At 74.3% G+C, this 14,573-nt stretch carries 10 protein-coding genes; 8 read left to right on the top strand and 2 right to left on the bottom strand.

The features are described 5' to 3' along the window. The first annotated feature begins 162 nt into the window (after positions 1-162). On the top strand, positions 163-1,110 hold the full coding sequence (era, locus tag QRN89_RS11320) for a GTPase Era (protein ID WP_290349228.1): 948 nt from the start codon (positions 163-165) through the stop codon (positions 1,108-1,110). 174 nt (positions 1,111-1,284) lie between these two features. On the opposite strand, the gene QRN89_RS11315 is transcribed toward era, so the two are convergent. Continuing rightward, complete coding sequence (locus tag QRN89_RS11315) at positions 1,285-1,551, bottom strand: protealysin inhibitor emfourin (RefSeq protein ID WP_290349227.1); 267 nt, start codon at positions 1,549-1,551, stop codon at positions 1,285-1,287. Between the two features lie 25 nt (positions 1,552-1,576). Beyond that, on the bottom strand, positions 1,577-2,629 hold the full coding sequence (locus tag QRN89_RS11310; RefSeq protein WP_290349226.1) for a M4 family metallopeptidase: 1,053 nt from the start codon (positions 2,627-2,629) through the stop codon (positions 1,577-1,579). A gap of 321 nt (positions 2,630-2,950) precedes the next feature. On the opposite strand from QRN89_RS11310, the gene leuA reads away from it, so the two are divergent. The 7 genes from leuA to QRN89_RS11275 all read left to right on the top strand — a co-directional run bounded on the left by leuA (position 2,951) and on the right by QRN89_RS11275 (position 14,568). After that, entirely contained in the window at positions 2,951-4,714 is a 1,764-nt protein-coding gene (leuA, locus tag QRN89_RS11305) for a 2-isopropylmalate synthase (protein WP_290349225.1), read from the top strand. 158 nt (positions 4,715-4,872) lie between these two features. Then, positions 4,873-5,592 (top strand): TerB family tellurite resistance protein, encoded by a 720-nt coding sequence (locus QRN89_RS11300; RefSeq protein ID WP_290349224.1) that lies wholly within the window; start codon positions 4,873-4,875, stop codon positions 5,590-5,592. A 579-nt stretch (positions 5,593-6,171) separates the two neighbouring features. Next, positions 6,172-8,289 (top strand): MMPL family transporter, encoded by a 2,118-nt coding sequence (locus tag QRN89_RS11295; protein WP_290349223.1) that lies wholly within the window; start codon positions 6,172-6,174, stop codon positions 8,287-8,289. Between the two features lie 280 nt (positions 8,290-8,569). Further along, positions 8,570-9,871 (top strand): sensor histidine kinase, encoded by a 1,302-nt coding sequence (locus QRN89_RS11290; protein WP_290349222.1) that lies wholly within the window; start codon positions 8,570-8,572, stop codon positions 9,869-9,871. Continuing rightward, the gene (locus QRN89_RS11285) at positions 9,868-10,545 is read left to right on the top strand and encodes a response regulator (protein ID WP_290349221.1); all 678 of its coding nucleotides are present in this window, start codon (positions 9,868-9,870) and stop codon (positions 10,543-10,545) included. The genes QRN89_RS11290 and QRN89_RS11285 overlap by 4 nt, the downstream gene beginning before the upstream one ends. A 543-nt stretch (positions 10,546-11,088) precedes the next feature. Then, positions 11,089-12,078 carry a class A beta-lactamase gene (gene bla / locus QRN89_RS11280; RefSeq protein ID WP_399010554.1) on the top strand — a complete coding sequence of 330 codons (990 nt, stop codon included), beginning with the start codon at positions 11,089-11,091 and terminating at the stop codon, positions 12,076-12,078. 159 nt (positions 12,079-12,237) lie between these two features. Continuing rightward, positions 12,238-14,568 (top strand): tetratricopeptide repeat protein, encoded by a 2,331-nt coding sequence (locus QRN89_RS11275; RefSeq protein WP_290349220.1) that lies wholly within the window; start codon positions 12,238-12,240, stop codon positions 14,566-14,568. Positions 14,569-14,573: the final 5 nt, after the last annotated feature.

Genomic DNA, 14,573 nt, shown 5'->3' with positions numbered 1-14,573 from the left:
GCCGGCGGCGGCGCGGACCCGGTCTGGCGGGTCGCACCCGGCCCGGGATCCGGTCCGGCCCGCCGCACCGGGCCCGGACGCCACCCCCGCGGTCGGCGCCCGTGCGCGCCCGGCCGGGCACCTGGTACCTGACCGCCCCGCGAATCGGGGAGAATGGCCCGCATGAGCGTTCACACCCCCCGTTCCGAGGCGCCGCACCGCGCCGGCTTCGCCTGCTTCGTCGGCCGCCCCAACGCGGGCAAGTCCACCCTCACGAACGCTCTGGTGGGCCAGAAGGTGGCCATCACCTCCAACCGGCCCCAGACCACCCGCCACACCGTACGCGGCATCGTCCACCGGCCCGACCTGAACGCCCAGCTCGTGCTCGTGGACACCCCCGGCCTGCACAAGCCGCGGACCCTGCTCGGCGAACGGCTCAACGACGTCGTCCGCACCACCTGGGCCGAGGTCGACGTGATCGGCTTCTGCCTGCCGGCCGACCAGAAGCTCGGCCCCGGCGACCGCTACATCGCCAAGGAGCTCGCCGGGATCAAGAAGACCCCCAAGGTCGCCATCGTGACCAAGACCGACCTCGTCGACTCCAAGACGCTGGCCGAGCAGCTCGTCGCCGTCGACCGCCTCGGCAGCGAGCTCGGACTCGAGTGGGCGGAGATCGTCCCGGTGTCGGCCGTCGGCGGCAAGCAGGTCACCCTCCTCGGCGACCTCCTCGTCCCGCTGCTCCCGGAGAGCCCCCCGCTCTACCCGGAGGGCGATCTCACGGACGAGCCGGAGCAGGTCATGGTCGCCGAGCTGATCCGCGAGGCGGCGCTGGAAGGCGTGCGGGACGAGCTGCCGCACTCGATCGCCGTCGTGGTCGAGGAGATGCTGCCGCGCGAGGGACGGCCGGCGGACAGACCGCTCCTCGACATCCACGCCAACGTCTACATCGAGCGCCCCAGCCAGAAGGGCATCATCATCGGCCCGAAGGGCAGCCGCCTCAAGGAGGTCGGCACCAAGTCCCGCAAGCAAATCGAGGCGTTGCTCGGCACCCCCGTCTTCCTCGATCTGCATGTGAAGGTCGCCAAGGACTGGCAGCGGGACCCGAAGCAGCTGCGCAAACTCGGCTTCTGACCGCCGGCCGACCGGTGGCGGGCCGACAGCACCGGCCGGCCCGCCGCAGGCCCGTGCCCGGTGCCTCGGGGCACCAGGCCCCGGCCCCGCCCTGCCCGGTACCCGACCGGTTCCGGCGCCGGGCCCCCGGTGGGCACGCGTGCACGGCCGGGGCCGCGGGTACCGCTCCGCCCGTCAGGAGCCTTCCTTCAGCACCCGGGTGATCAGCTTCCGTTGTGCCTCGGTCAGCCGCGGGTCGGCGCAGTACACCGTCCTTCCGTCGACCGTGAGCTGGTACTGGAAGCCGTCCGGTACCCCCACCGGCGGAGTGTCCCGGCCCCCGCCCACCGCCTCCTCGGCCAGGGCGTGCCATTCCCGGGCGTCGGGCCGCCCCGCGGTGTCGACCTCGGAGACCCGCTCGATGCCGGCGAAGCCGCCCGTGCGTCGTACGTGGATGCGCATGGCTCCTGTCTAGTACGGATCCCGTTCAGTTGGCAGGCACACCGACCCGGGACCACGACTTCACCACGGCCTCGCGCTCCTCGCCGCTCCCGTAGCGCGCGGTGGCCGCCTCGACGGTCTCCCGGGCGAAGTCGGCGAACGACGCGTCGACCTGCAGCTTTCCCGACGTCATCGTGTCGTACCAGATCTGTCCCGCCCGCTCCCACGCCTTGCCGCCCAGCTGGGTGGCGAGCAGGTAGAAGGCGTGGTTGGGGATGCCCGAGTTGATGTGGACGCCGCCGTTGTCCCGGCCCGTGCGGACGTAGTCGGCCATCGTCGCCGGCTGCGGGTCCTTGCCGAGCACATCGTCGTCGTACGCCGTGCCCGGCGCCTTCATCGACCGCAGCGCCACCCCGCTGACCCCGGGCGCGAGCAGGCCCGCGCCGATGAGCCAGTCGGCCCGGTCCGCGCTCTGGTCCAGCGTGTACTGCTTCACCAGCGAGCCGAAGACGTCCGACACCGACTCGTTCAGCGCGCCCGGCTGGCCGAAATAGGTGAAGTTGGCCGAGTACTGGGTGAAGCCGTGCGCCAGCTCGTGGGCGATGACGTCGACCGGGCCGGTGAAGTCGAGGAAGATCTCGCCGTCACCGTCGCCGAACACCATCTGCTCGCCGTTCCAGAAGGCGTTCCCGTACTTCTCGTCGTAGTGGACGGTCGCGTCCAGGGGCAGGCCGGCGCCGTCGATCGAGTCGTGTCCGTACGCCGTCATCAGCAGGTCGAACGTCGCGCCCAGCCCGGCGTAGGCGCGGTTGACGGTGGCGTCCTGGACGGGCTCGTCGCCCTCGGAGCGCACCTTCGTGCCGGGCAGTGCGGTCGTGTTCCCGGCGTCGTACAGCGTGCGCTGCGGGCCCGGGACGACCTCCTGGGAGGGTGCCGGGGCGCCGGTGACGGTGGTCAGCCGACGGCCCGTGCGGTGCGCGGCGTCCGCCACCAGGGTGCGGCGGGCCGCGGCGGCCACGGCCGGATCACCGGCACGCGCGAGCTTGTCGAGGAGGTGCGGCGGCACGATGCCGCAGAAGACAGGCGTGAAGGAGTCCATGTCTGGCAATGTGGCACTGCGCCACCCGACTGTCACTGGATGCGACGATGATTAGTGAAATGGAGTGATCTGTCACATTTGCCCGTTACTGATCGGTCGTCCCGCATACTGAAACGGGACCGGCGCCCGCGCCGAAGCTCGGCTAGGCTCGTCCGCATCATGCGTTTCGGGCTGCTTCTTCTTAGCTGCCGCGGCGAGGGCCTGTAGTCGTAGGCCGACCCCCTCCCCGCGGAGTCTGGTGCTGCGTTGACAGTCGGCCCCTCCCACCGCCCGAGGGCGGGGGAGGACCCCAGCCCGCAGGACCCCGAGGAGCCCGACGCAATGTCACAGTCGCAGTGGAACGGCCGACCCACGCCGATCACCAACGCCACGCACACCCAGAAGCCCTCCGGGATGCCGATCCACAAGTACGGCCGGTACGAGGCCGTGGACATCCCGGACCGCACCTGGCCCGAGAAGCGGATCACCAAGGCCCCGCGCTGGCTGTCCACCGACCTGCGGGACGGCAACCAGGCCCTGATCGACCCGATGTCGCCGGCCCGCAAGCGCGAGATGTTCGACCTGCTGGTCCGCCTCGGCTACAAGGAGATCGAGGTCGGCTTCCCCTCCTCCGGCGAGACGGACTTCGCCTTCGTGCGCTCGATCATCGAAGAGGGCGCGATCCCGGACGACGTGACGATCTCCGTCCTGACCCAGGCCCGCGAGGACCTGATCGAGCGCACCGTCGAGTCGCTCGTCGGCGCCAAGCGCGCCACCGTCCACCTGTACAACGCGACGGCACCGACGTTCCGCCGCGTCGTCTTCCGCGGCTCCAAGGACGATATCAAGCAGATCGCCGTCGACGGCACCCGGCTGGTCATGGAGTACGCCGAGAAGCTGCTGGGCGACGAGACCGACTTCGGCTACCAGTACAGCCCGGAGATCTTCACCGACACCGAGCTGGACTTCGCCCTGGAGGTCTGCGAGGCCGTCTGCGACGTCTGGCAGCCCGGCCCCGGCCGCGAGATCATCCTGAACCTGCCCGCCACCGTGGAGCGTTCGACGCCCTCCACGCACGCGGACCGCTTCGAGTGGATGTCCCGCCACCTGACCCGACGCGAGTACGTCTGCCTGTCCGTGCACCCGCACAACGACCGCGGCACGGCCGTCGCCGCCGCCGAGCTGGCGATCATGGCCGGCGCGGACCGTATCGAGGGCTGCCTGTTCGGTCAGGGCGAGCGCACCGGCAACGTCGACCTGGTCACCCTGGGCATGAACCTGTTCTCCCAGGGCGTCGACCCCCAGATCGACTTCTCGCAGATCGACGAGATCCGTCGCACCAGCGAGTACTGCAACCAGATGGAGATCCACCCGCGCCACCCCTACGCGGGCGATCTCGTCTACACCTCCTTCTCCGGCTCCCACCAGGACGCCATCAAGAAGGGCTTCGACGCCATGGAGGCCGACGCGGCCGCCCGCGGTGTGACGACCGACGACATCGAGTGGGCCGTCCCGTACCTGCCGATCGACCCGAAGGACGTGGGCCGCTCCTACGAGGCGGTCATCCGCGTCAACTCGCAGTCCGGCAAGGGCGGTATCGCCTACGTCCTGAAGAACGACCACAAACTGGACCTGCCGCGCCGGATGCAGATCGAGTTCTCCCGCATCATTCAGGCCAAGACCGATGCCGAGGGCGGCGAGATCACACCGAAGGAGATCTGGTCCGTCTTCCAGGACGAGTACCTGCCCAACCCCGTCGACCCGTGGGGCCGCGTCCAGCTGCGTTCCGGCCAGTCCACCTCGGACACCGACGGCACCGACACCCTCACCGTCGAGGCGGTCGTGGACGGCGCCGACACCGTGCTGACCGGCAGCGGCAACGGCCCCATCTCCGCGTTCGTCGACGCCCTGAACGCGATCGGCGTCGACGCGCGCGTCCTGGACTACCAGGAGCACACGATGAGCGAGGGCGCTTCCGCGCAGGCCGCGTCCTACATCGAATGCGCCATCGACGGAAAGGTCTTGTGGGGCATCGGCATCGACGCCAACACCACCCGCGCGTCACTGAAGGCGGTCGTCTCGGCCGTCAACCGCGCCTCCCGCTGACGTCCGCCGCCACCCGCGGCCGCGAACCCCGCCCCGGCACAGGGGCGGGGTTCGGCCATGTCCGGGCGATGTGACGCCCGGGTACTGACGCCACCTCCGCGATGTGGCTAACATCACGTCAACGCGGCAATGTTGCCGAAGGGTCACGGAGGTGCGACGTGCTGCCAACCCGCGGACAGAGCGGCCGAAAACCGCACATCCACGGTCATCGTGGTCTTCGTGTCTTCGGAGTGCGCACGTCGTGGAGCACCGTCGGCGACGGCGAGTTCTTCTGCCCCGCATGCGGAGGCGACCGCAACTACCGCCGCCGCACCGGCCGTCGCCGCCTCACCGTCCTCGGCGTACCCGTCCTCCCGCGAGGCCAGGCCGGACCGATCGTCGAATGCGCCGCCTGCCACGGCCACTTCGGCACCGACGCCCTGGACCACCCCACCACCGGCCGCTTCTCCGCGATGCTCCGCGACGCCGTGCACACGGTCGCGCTCGCCGTCCTCGCCGCCGGCGGAACCTCCTCCCGCACGGTCCGGCAGACCGCGGTCGCCACGGTCCGCGCCGCCGGGATCAGCGACTGCACCGAGGACCAGCTGACGGCCATGGTGGAGGCGCTCGCCGCCGACACCGGCCGCTTCATCACCGACGCCGGACCCTGCGGAGCCGCCCTCGCCATCGAGCTCCACGAGGCGCTGGAACCGCTCACCCCCCATCTCGCCCCGGCCGGGCGCGAATCGATCCTGCTGGAGGGCGCCGGGATCGCCCTCGCCGACGGGCCCTACACCCCCGCGGAACGCGACGTGCTGACCACGGTCGGGAACGCGCTGCAACTGTGCGCCGAGGACACGGCCCGTCTGCTCGCGGCGGCACGCACGCCGTCCCCGTAGGCGGCCGTTCACGGCAGGCGGCACGCGCGTCGTTCCCGTGTCGGTCTGCCGCGGCAGGCGCCGCGCGCGCCGGTGGGCCGGGCCCGCCGCTCCGGCGAACAGGGCTGGGCGGCGCACGCCATGCGCCACGCTCGCCGGTGGGCCGGGCCCGCCGCGCTGTGCGGCGCGCGCATCGCACGGGCACGGTGCGACGCGCACCAAGGCGTCACGCGGTGCGGCGCAACGCGCAGCAAGGAGTGCCGTCGTACGCGTCGCGACTCGCTCCCCGGCGCGTCTCACGCGTCGCGGCCCGTCCTTGAGGTGTGCGCGTCGCACGTCGCGGGCCCGGCCTTGAAGCATGCGCGTCGCCCACCGCAGCCCGCCGCGCCCCCACGACGCAGTCCGTCCCCGAGCACGGGCGGCCACGGCGCCGCCCCAAGCGCCGAAGGGACGCGGCACCGCCGTACTCCCCGGGGAGTAGCGGCCCGCCCGGGCCCACCCGGGCAGTAACGCCGGGCTCGCTCTTCAGCCCGACGAAACGCCCCCCTCCCGCCGGGAGTCTGGATCCGTCCAGACCACCTCGCCGGAGGGAGGCCCGAGATGGGGGCCCCGTTCACCACGAAACCCGCGGCCCCGGCCGTGGCCCGGCCGCCGGGCCCCAGCCGGCGGCGCCGGGCGCGCGCCCTGCTGCCCTGGGCCGTCCTCGCCCTGTGGATCGCGGTCCTCGCCGTCGCCGCGCCCTTCGCGGGCAGGCTCGACGACGTACAGCGCGACAACATCGTCGACTATCTGCCGGCGGACGCGGACTCCACGCAGGCCGCCCGCATCCAGCAGGAGCTGCCCGGCGGCGAGGCCGCCGAACTCGTCGTCGTCTACCGGCGGGACGACGGGCTCACCGCCGCCGACCGGGCGACGGCGCAGCGCCAGATCGCCCGGATCGCCGAGGCCCACCGGCTCACCGCCGAACCCGCGGGAGTACCCGCAGCGGACGGCACCACCCTCATGTTCCCGGTGTCGTCGACGGAGCCCGGCAACGACGAGAAGGCCCGGACCGCACTCGTCGAGGACGTACGGGCCCGGGTGAGCGGCGGCGACGGGCTGACCGTCGAGGTCGGCGGCCCCAGCGCCCTCCAGGCCGACATGGAGGACGTCTTCGAGACGATCGACTCCACCCTGATGATCGCGACCGTCGTGGTCGTCGCGGTCCTGCTGATCGTCACCTACCGCAGCCCGTTCCTGTGGCTCGTCCCGCTGCTCGTCGTCGGCGCGGCCGCCGTCACCAGCAGAGCGGTGATCCACGGCCTCGTCCAGGGCTTCGGTCTGACCGTCACCAGCGAGAGCTCGGGCATCATGACCGTCCTCGTCTTCGGCGCGGGCACCGACTACGCGCTGCTGCTGGTCGCCCGGTACCGCGAGGAACTGCGGCGCGTCCCCCATCCCCGCGACGCGATGGCCGCGGCCCTGCGCGGCTGCGGTCCGGCCGTGCTCGCCTCCTCCGGAACGGTCGCCGCCGGCCTGCTGTGCCTGCTCGCGGCGGACCTCAACAGCGCCCGCGGTCTCGGGCCCGTCGGCGCGGTCGGCGTGGCGTGCGCACTGGCGGCCATGCTGACGCTGCTCCCCGCCGTCCTCGTCGTCCTCGGCCGCGGCGTCTTCTGGCCGCTGGTCCCCCGCCGCGGCAGCGGGGGCGGGGCCGCGCGGCGGGGCGGCCTGTTCGCGGCGGTGGGCCGATCCGCCGGACGCCGTCCGGTCGCCGTCCTCGCCTCGGGAGCGGCCCTCCTCGGTGCGCTGGCGCTCGGAGCGTTCGCCCTGCCCGGCACCCTCAAGAGCGAGGACGGCTTCACCGAGCGCCCCGAGTCCGTGTCCGCGATGCGGGCCCTCGCCGACGCGTTCCCCGACCGCGGCAGCCAGCCCATCAGCGTCATCGCGCCCACCGCGGGCGCCGACCGGACGCTGGCCCGTGCCCGCGCGACCGACGGGGTGGCCGCAGCGGAGCGCGGACGCAGCGCCGACGGCTGGACGGAGATCACCGTCCTCGCCGACGACGCACCGGAGACGCCCGGCGAGACCGCGACCATCGAGGCCCTGCGGGCCGGACTGGAGGACGCGTACGTCGGCGGGTCCAGCGCCCGGCAACTGGACCTCGAGGACACCCACAGGCGCGACCGCGTGATCGTCGTCCCGCTGGTGCTCGCCGCCGTGCTGCTGATCCTGGTCGTCCTGCTGCGGAGCATCGTCGCCCCGCTGGTCCTCGTCGCCGCCGTCGTCGCCGTATGGGGCGCGGCGCTCGGTCTCGGCGGACTGGTCTTCGGCCCGCTGTTCCGCTTCGCGGGCGTCGACCCCGGGCTGCCGCTGCTGTCGTTCGTGTTCCTCGTCGCACTCGGCGTCGACTACGGCATATTCCTCATGCACCGCATGCGCGAGGAGTCCCTCGCCGGGGCCGACCCCACCGGCGCGGCCCTGACCGCCCTGCGCACCACGGGAGGGGTCATCGCCTCCGCGGGCGTCGTCCTCGCGGCCACGTTCGCGGTACTGATGAACCTGCCCCTGGTGACCATGGTCGAGATGGGCTTCGTCGTCGCCGTCGGCGTGCTCCTGGACACCTTCCTGGTACGAACCTGTCTGGTGACGAGCGCGAGCGTGCTGCTGGGCAGGACGGTGTGGTGGCCGGGTCGCCTGGCACGAGCCGGTACCCGAGCCGCGCCCCGACCCGACCGCTGATCCGGCGTCGCCCCACCGCGTGCCGGGGCTCCGACCCGGCAGGCTCCGACACCGTGCGGGGCGCGGGCCGGGCTCCCGCCCCGGCTTCCCGCCCCGGCTTCCTGCTCCGGCCGCCGCCCGGGGCCCCGATCCGGCCGCCGGTTCCCGCCCGCCGCCGCCCCGCCCGGCCGTCCCGTTCGCCGCCCCTTCCCACCCGCCCGGCCCGGGGAACGGCCGGCGCCTGGGTCCGCAGCCCTCGACGCCCTGGGCGACGGGCGGTGACAGTTCGCACTGCTGGAGGATGAGCCGCGTGGAACGCACCCGTACCCGTACCCGCACCCCGCAAGGGAAGTTCGGCGAACGCGCGCTGGAGGCCCTGGCCCGGGACCCACGCGACGTGCCGCACGCCGTGCGCAACGACGCCGTGCTCGCGGGCGTGCTGGCGGCCGCCGCCGTCGCGTCGGCGCTGTTCGTCCCGGTGGGACGCCGGCCCGACGCGCTCGGGTGGGCCCTGCTGCTCGCGCTCCACGTCCCCCTCGCGTGGCGCCGTCGCCGCCCCGTGTTCGTGCTCGTCGCCGTGGCCGTCTGCGCCGTCCCGTACCACGCCCTCGACAACCCGCACGTCGCGGCGGTCCCGGCGTCCTGTGTCGCGCTCTACACCGTCGCCGCCACCGGATCCGCGCTGCGCACCCTTCTCGTGGGCACCGCGGTGGTCGGCCTGTCGGTGACGGTGAGTCTGACGGCCGCCCCCAAGGAGGCCGTCGAGGTCCTGCGCGTCTCCGGCTGGATCGTCGCGGTCCTGTTCCTCGGCGTGGACGTCCGCATCTACCGCCGCTACATCGCCTCGGTCGTCGAGCGCGCCGAACGCACCCGCGAGGAGGAGGCAGCCAGGCGCGTCGCCGAGGAACGGCTCCGTATCGCCCGCGACCTGCACGACCTCCTCGCGCACAGCATCACCGTCATCGGTGTGCGCACGTCCGTCGCCGCGCACGTCCTCGCGGTCGACCCGGAGCGGCTCGACCGCGGCGCCGTCGCCGCCGCGCTGGACGAGATCGCGGACACCTGCCGGACCGCCCGCGGCGAACTGCGCGCCACGCTCCGGGTGCTCCGGGGCGCCGGCGACCGGCACGACGGCCCGCTGCCCGGACTCGACGCGCTCCCCGCGCTCGTACGGGCCGCGGGCGCGCGACTCGACATGCCGGGGCCCGAGTCCACCGTCCCTCCGGCGACCGGGGCCGCGGTCTACCGCATCGTCCAGGAGTCGCTGACGAACGCCGTGCGCCACGCCGGCCCCGACGCGAAGGTGACGGTCACCGTCGTCGCCGACACCGCCCTCGACCGGCTCCGCGTCAGCGTCACCGACGACGGCCGCCCGCCCGGTCCCCGGGGCAGCGCGGGCGGCCCGTCCGGCACCGGCGCGGGCGGCTCCGCCGGCCCCCGCGCCGACGCGCCTGCCGGCAGGGCCGGTTCGGGATACGGCCTCTCCGGTATGCGCGAGCGCGCCCGGAGCGCGGGCGGCACACTGTCCGCCGGACCGCGTGACGGAGGCGGGTTCGAAGTCGCGGCCGTGCTGCCGCTCACCGCGAAGGAGACCCCGGCGTGACCGAGACGATCCGCGTCCTGCTCGCCGACGACCAGACCCTCGTCCGCGCCTCCTTCGCCATGCTCGTCGACTCGGCGCCGGGCATGGAGGTCGTCGGCCAGGCCGGTACGGGCCGTGAGGCCGTCGAACTCGCCCGCGCGGCACGGGCCGACGTCGTCGTGATGGACATCCGCATGCCCGACCTCGACGGAATCGAGGCCACCCGCCTCATCGCCGCCGACGACGACCTCGCCGGGGTCAGGGTGCTCGTCCTCACCACGTACGACACCGACGACCACATCGTGGAGGCCCTCCGCGCGGGTGCGTCCGGCTTCCTCGTGAAGGACATCAGGCCGGCCGATCTGCTCACCGCGATCCGGACCGTCGCGGCGGGTGAGTCCCTGCTGTCCCCCGGGCCCACGGCCCGACTCATCGCCCGGGTCCTCGCCGCCCCGGCCGCCGCCCCCGCGCCCCTGTCCGAGGCGGGCCCGGACGGACTCTCCGAGCGTGAACGCCAGGTCCTCGCCCTCGTCGCGCGCGGTCTCAACAACGCCGGGATCGCCGAGACCCTGGGCCTCAGCCCGCTCACCGCGAAGACCCACGTCAGCCGGATCATGGGGAAGCTGGGCGCCCGCGACCGGGCCCAACTCGTCATCGTGGCCTACGAGTCGGGCCTGGTCGTACCGGGCGGTTGACCGCCGCGGGCAACGCCGCTGCAGGGAACCGATCGGCCCGCCGCGGCAGTGGGCCCAGGGAACGGATGGGCCGCCACGGCGGCTCACGCACGGAACCGATCGGGCCGCCGCGGCATCCTGAACAGTGATCGCAGAGGCGGAGAGGAGCGACGGCGGAGGGGAGACACCGCACCCCGGCCGAGGGCGGGCGGGGACCCCCGGGCAGGGACAGGCGAGGTCGCCGGGTACGGCCACGCGAAGTCGCGGCAGGGACAGGCGAGGTCGCCGGGTACGGCAGACGGACTCCGCGGACACGGACAGGCACGGACAGGCGCAGACAGCGCAGACGCAGACACAGACAGCGCGGCACAGACAGCACGCGCACCGGCAGGCGCACAGGACCGCAGGCGCACAGGACCGAACGCGCAAAGGACCGAACGCGCAAAGGACCGCGGACGGCACAGCGGCCACGGCCCGCGCGGGGCACCGCGGACTCCGCGTCACCGCGAGAGGCGCCTCGGCCGCACGCGGGCCGGAGCGCCGCAGACGAAGGGAAGCACGGCCTTGGAATCGTCACGAGCACACCGGACCCGTCGCACACTGCTGGCCGCCGGAGCGGGGGCCGCGCTGGCCGCGGGCATGTCGTCGAGCGCGGTGGCGACCCCGGCGCGGCGCGGCGACGGGCCACCCGCCGGGGCACCGGGCGCAGGTGCGCACGGCGACGGCGGCCCCGGAGGCACCACCCGTCCGGAGCACGGCATCTCCCGCAGCCTGCGCGAGCTCGAGCGGACGCACTCCGCCCGACTCGGCGTGTTCGCCCGCAACATGAGGACGGGCCGGACCGTTTCGCACCGTGCCGGCGAACTCTTCCCCATGTGCTCGGTGTTCAAGACCCTCGCCGTCGCGGCCGTCCTCAGGGACCTCGACCGCAAGGGCGAGTTCCTCGCCCAGCGGATCCACTACACCGAGAAGGACACGGAGGAGTCGGGATACGCCGTCATCACCGGCCGCGAGGAGAACCTCGCCAACGGTATGACGGTGGCCGAACTCTGCGATGCCACCATCCGCTACAGCGACAACGCCGCGGCCAACCTCCTCCTGCGCGAACTCGGCGGCCCGACCGCCGTCACCCGCTTCTGCCGCTCCGTCGGCGACGGCGTCACCCGGCTGGACCGGTGGGAACCCCGGCTGAACTCGGCAGAGCCCTGGCGCGCAGAGGACACCACCGACCCGCGCCACATCGCACACACCTACACCCGACTCGTCCTCGGCGACGCGCTCTCCCGCCCCGACCGGCAGCGGCTGACCGGCTGGATGCTGAACAACACCACCAGCACGGAGCGCTTTCGCGCCGGGCTCCCCGACGACTGGACCCTCGCGGACAAGACCGGCGCCGGCGAGTACGGCACCAACAACGACGTCGGCGTCGCCTGGGCCCCCGACGGCACCCCCGTCGTCCTGGCGGTCCTGACGACCAGGCAGCACCCCGAAGCCGCCGGTGACAACGCCCTCGTCGCCCGGACCGCCGAACTGCTCGCGGACGTCCTCGGCTGACGCCCCGTCCGCCGCACGGATCCCCGAAAACCCCGTCACGATCAGGCGCATCGGACGCGGACGGGGCCAGAATGTGACGAACGCGCACGGCGTGGGCACGGACCAGGGCGCCGGGCAGGGCAGGACGGGACGGGAAACCGGGACCGGGACGGGGGGACAGTGCTGCGTACCCAGACGACTGCCGTGCTGGTCACGGGATCGGCACTGCTGGCGGTGCCGCTCGCCCTGGCCCTGCACACGGCGGCCTGCGGCACCCTCCCTCCGGTCCTCGGCCCGCTCGCCCCGCTCGCCCCCTTCGTCTGGCCGCTCGTGGCCGCCGTGGCGGCGGGCGCCGCGTACACCGCCGTCCGCCGCGTGCGAACCCGGCGGCGCCCCACCGCACCGCCGCCCGCGGCCCCCGCCCCGGCCCCGCCGGACCCGACCGGACTCCCCGCCCCCGTCGACCACTTCAGCGGCCGCGTCATCGAGACGGACGCGGTCCTGCGCCTGGTCCGCATCGGCCATCGCGCCATCGCCGTGACCGGCGCCCCCGGCACCGGCAAGTCGGCGCTCGCCGTCCGTCTCGCCCATGAACTGCGGCCCCTCTTCCCCGGAGGACGGCTCTACGCCGACCTCGGCGGCGGACGCGGCGAACCGTCGTCCCCCGCGGCCGTCCTGGCCGGACTCCTCGCCGCCCTCGGCGCTCCCGCCGAGGAACAGTCGGGCACGGCCGCCGCTTTGGCCGCCCGTTTCCGCGGCCGCACCGCCGGCCGGCGGATCCTGCTGCTCCTCGACGACGCCGCGGACGCCGACCAGGCGCGTGCCCTGCTGCCGGCCGGCGAGCACTGCCTGACCCTGATCACCAGCCGGGCCGCCCTGCGGGACCTGCCCGAGGCAGCCGCCGTTCCGCTCGCCCCGCTCACCGAGCCCGACGCGCTCGCCCTTCTCACCGCCGTCGCCGGGCCCGACCGCGTCACCGCCGAGCCCGACCAGGCGCGGGCCGCCGTCCACGCCTGCGGACTGCTGCCGCTCGCCGTCCGTATCGCGGCCGGCGCGTCGCGCTCCCGGCCCACCGGGCAGATATCGGTCCTCGCGGGCCGACTCGCCGCCGAACGCGACCGTCTCCACCATCTGCGCACGGACGGCGTCGCCGTCCGCGCCGCGTTCGAAGCCGCCTACGCAGCGCTCGGCGCCGACGACCGGGCGCTGCTGCGCGGTCTCGGCGCCTGCCCGGCGGCCCCGGTCACCGTGCGGATCGCCGCCGCCGCGGCGGCGCTCGACATGACCCGCACCCGAAGCGGCCTCGACCGGCTCGCGGACGCCCAGCTCGCCCGGCCCGCGGGTCCCGACACGTACCTGCTGCACGACCTGGTCCGGCTGCTCGCCGCCGAGCGCCTCGACCACGAGACGGCGCCCGCCGACCGCCGGGCGGTCCTCGAACGGGTCCTGGCCGCCTGTGCCGCGGACGCCTCCGCCCACGGCGGCCGGGACTGGGACGTCGCCGAACAGCACGCCGTCCCCCACCTCGTCCGTGCCGCCGTACGCGAAGGACTCCACCGCCACGCCCACGAACTCGCCCTCGCCGCCGACCCCTGGCTGGAGGGCCGGCCCGGGCAGTCCCCCCGGATCGCCATGTGGGCGGCCGTCCTCGACGCGGCCCGCCGCTCCGGCGAACAGGGCTGGACGGCGCACGCCATGCGCGGCCTCGGTTCCGCGTACGCGCACGAAGGGCTGCTCGACCGGGCCGTGGACCATCTGGGCATGGCGGCCGCCCTCCAGCGGCACGCCGCCGCCCGGCCCGAACAGACCGCCACCCGCCGGCTGCTGGGCGACGTCCTGCGCGGCGCCGGCCGGTACGAGGAGGCGCTGCGGGAGCTGCGCACCGCGCTGGAGGGCTGCCGGGAGGCGGACGACATCGTGGGCGAGGCGGAGGTCCTGCGCAGCCTCGGAGCCCTCCACCTGGACCGGCGCCGCCCCGACGAGGCGATCGACTGCCTCGAGCGGGCGCTCCCCGTGCTCGCCCGGCACACCGGCGACCGGGCCGGACCCGCCGACGCCCGGCACACCGGCGACCGGGCCGGACCCGCCGACGCCCGGCACATCGGCGACACGGCGCAACTCGCAGACGCCCGGCGGGATCTCGGCACGGCCTACGCCCAGGCCGGCGGGTTGGTGCCCGCCGAGCGCCATCTGCGTTCCGCTCTCGCCCTCTACCGCCGCGAAGGCCTCACGGTGGGGGAGGGCTGGACCCTGCGTGAGCTGGGGCGCCTGGAGGAGCTGCGCGGTGCGTACGGCACGGGTGGGGAGCTGCACCGGGCCGCGCTGGCGGCGTTCGAACGCGCGGGTCTCGGTGCGGGGATCGCGGCGGCCGCGGAGGCCGTGGGCGACAACCTCCTCGTGCACGGCGACCAGTGGGGCGCCGACGAGCAGTACCGCAGGGCCGCGGCCGCCCACCGGCTGCTGGGTGACGACGCCCGCGCGGCCGAGGTCCGGCGCAAACTCGGCACCTGAGCACG

The sequence above is a fragment of the Streptomyces sp. HUAS CB01 genome, from assembly GCF_030406905.1.
GTDB classification, from domain to species: Bacteria; Actinomycetota; Actinomycetes; order Streptomycetales; family Streptomycetaceae; genus Streptomyces; species Streptomyces chengbuensis.
This window is presented reverse-complemented; position numbering and strand designations above follow the sequence as displayed.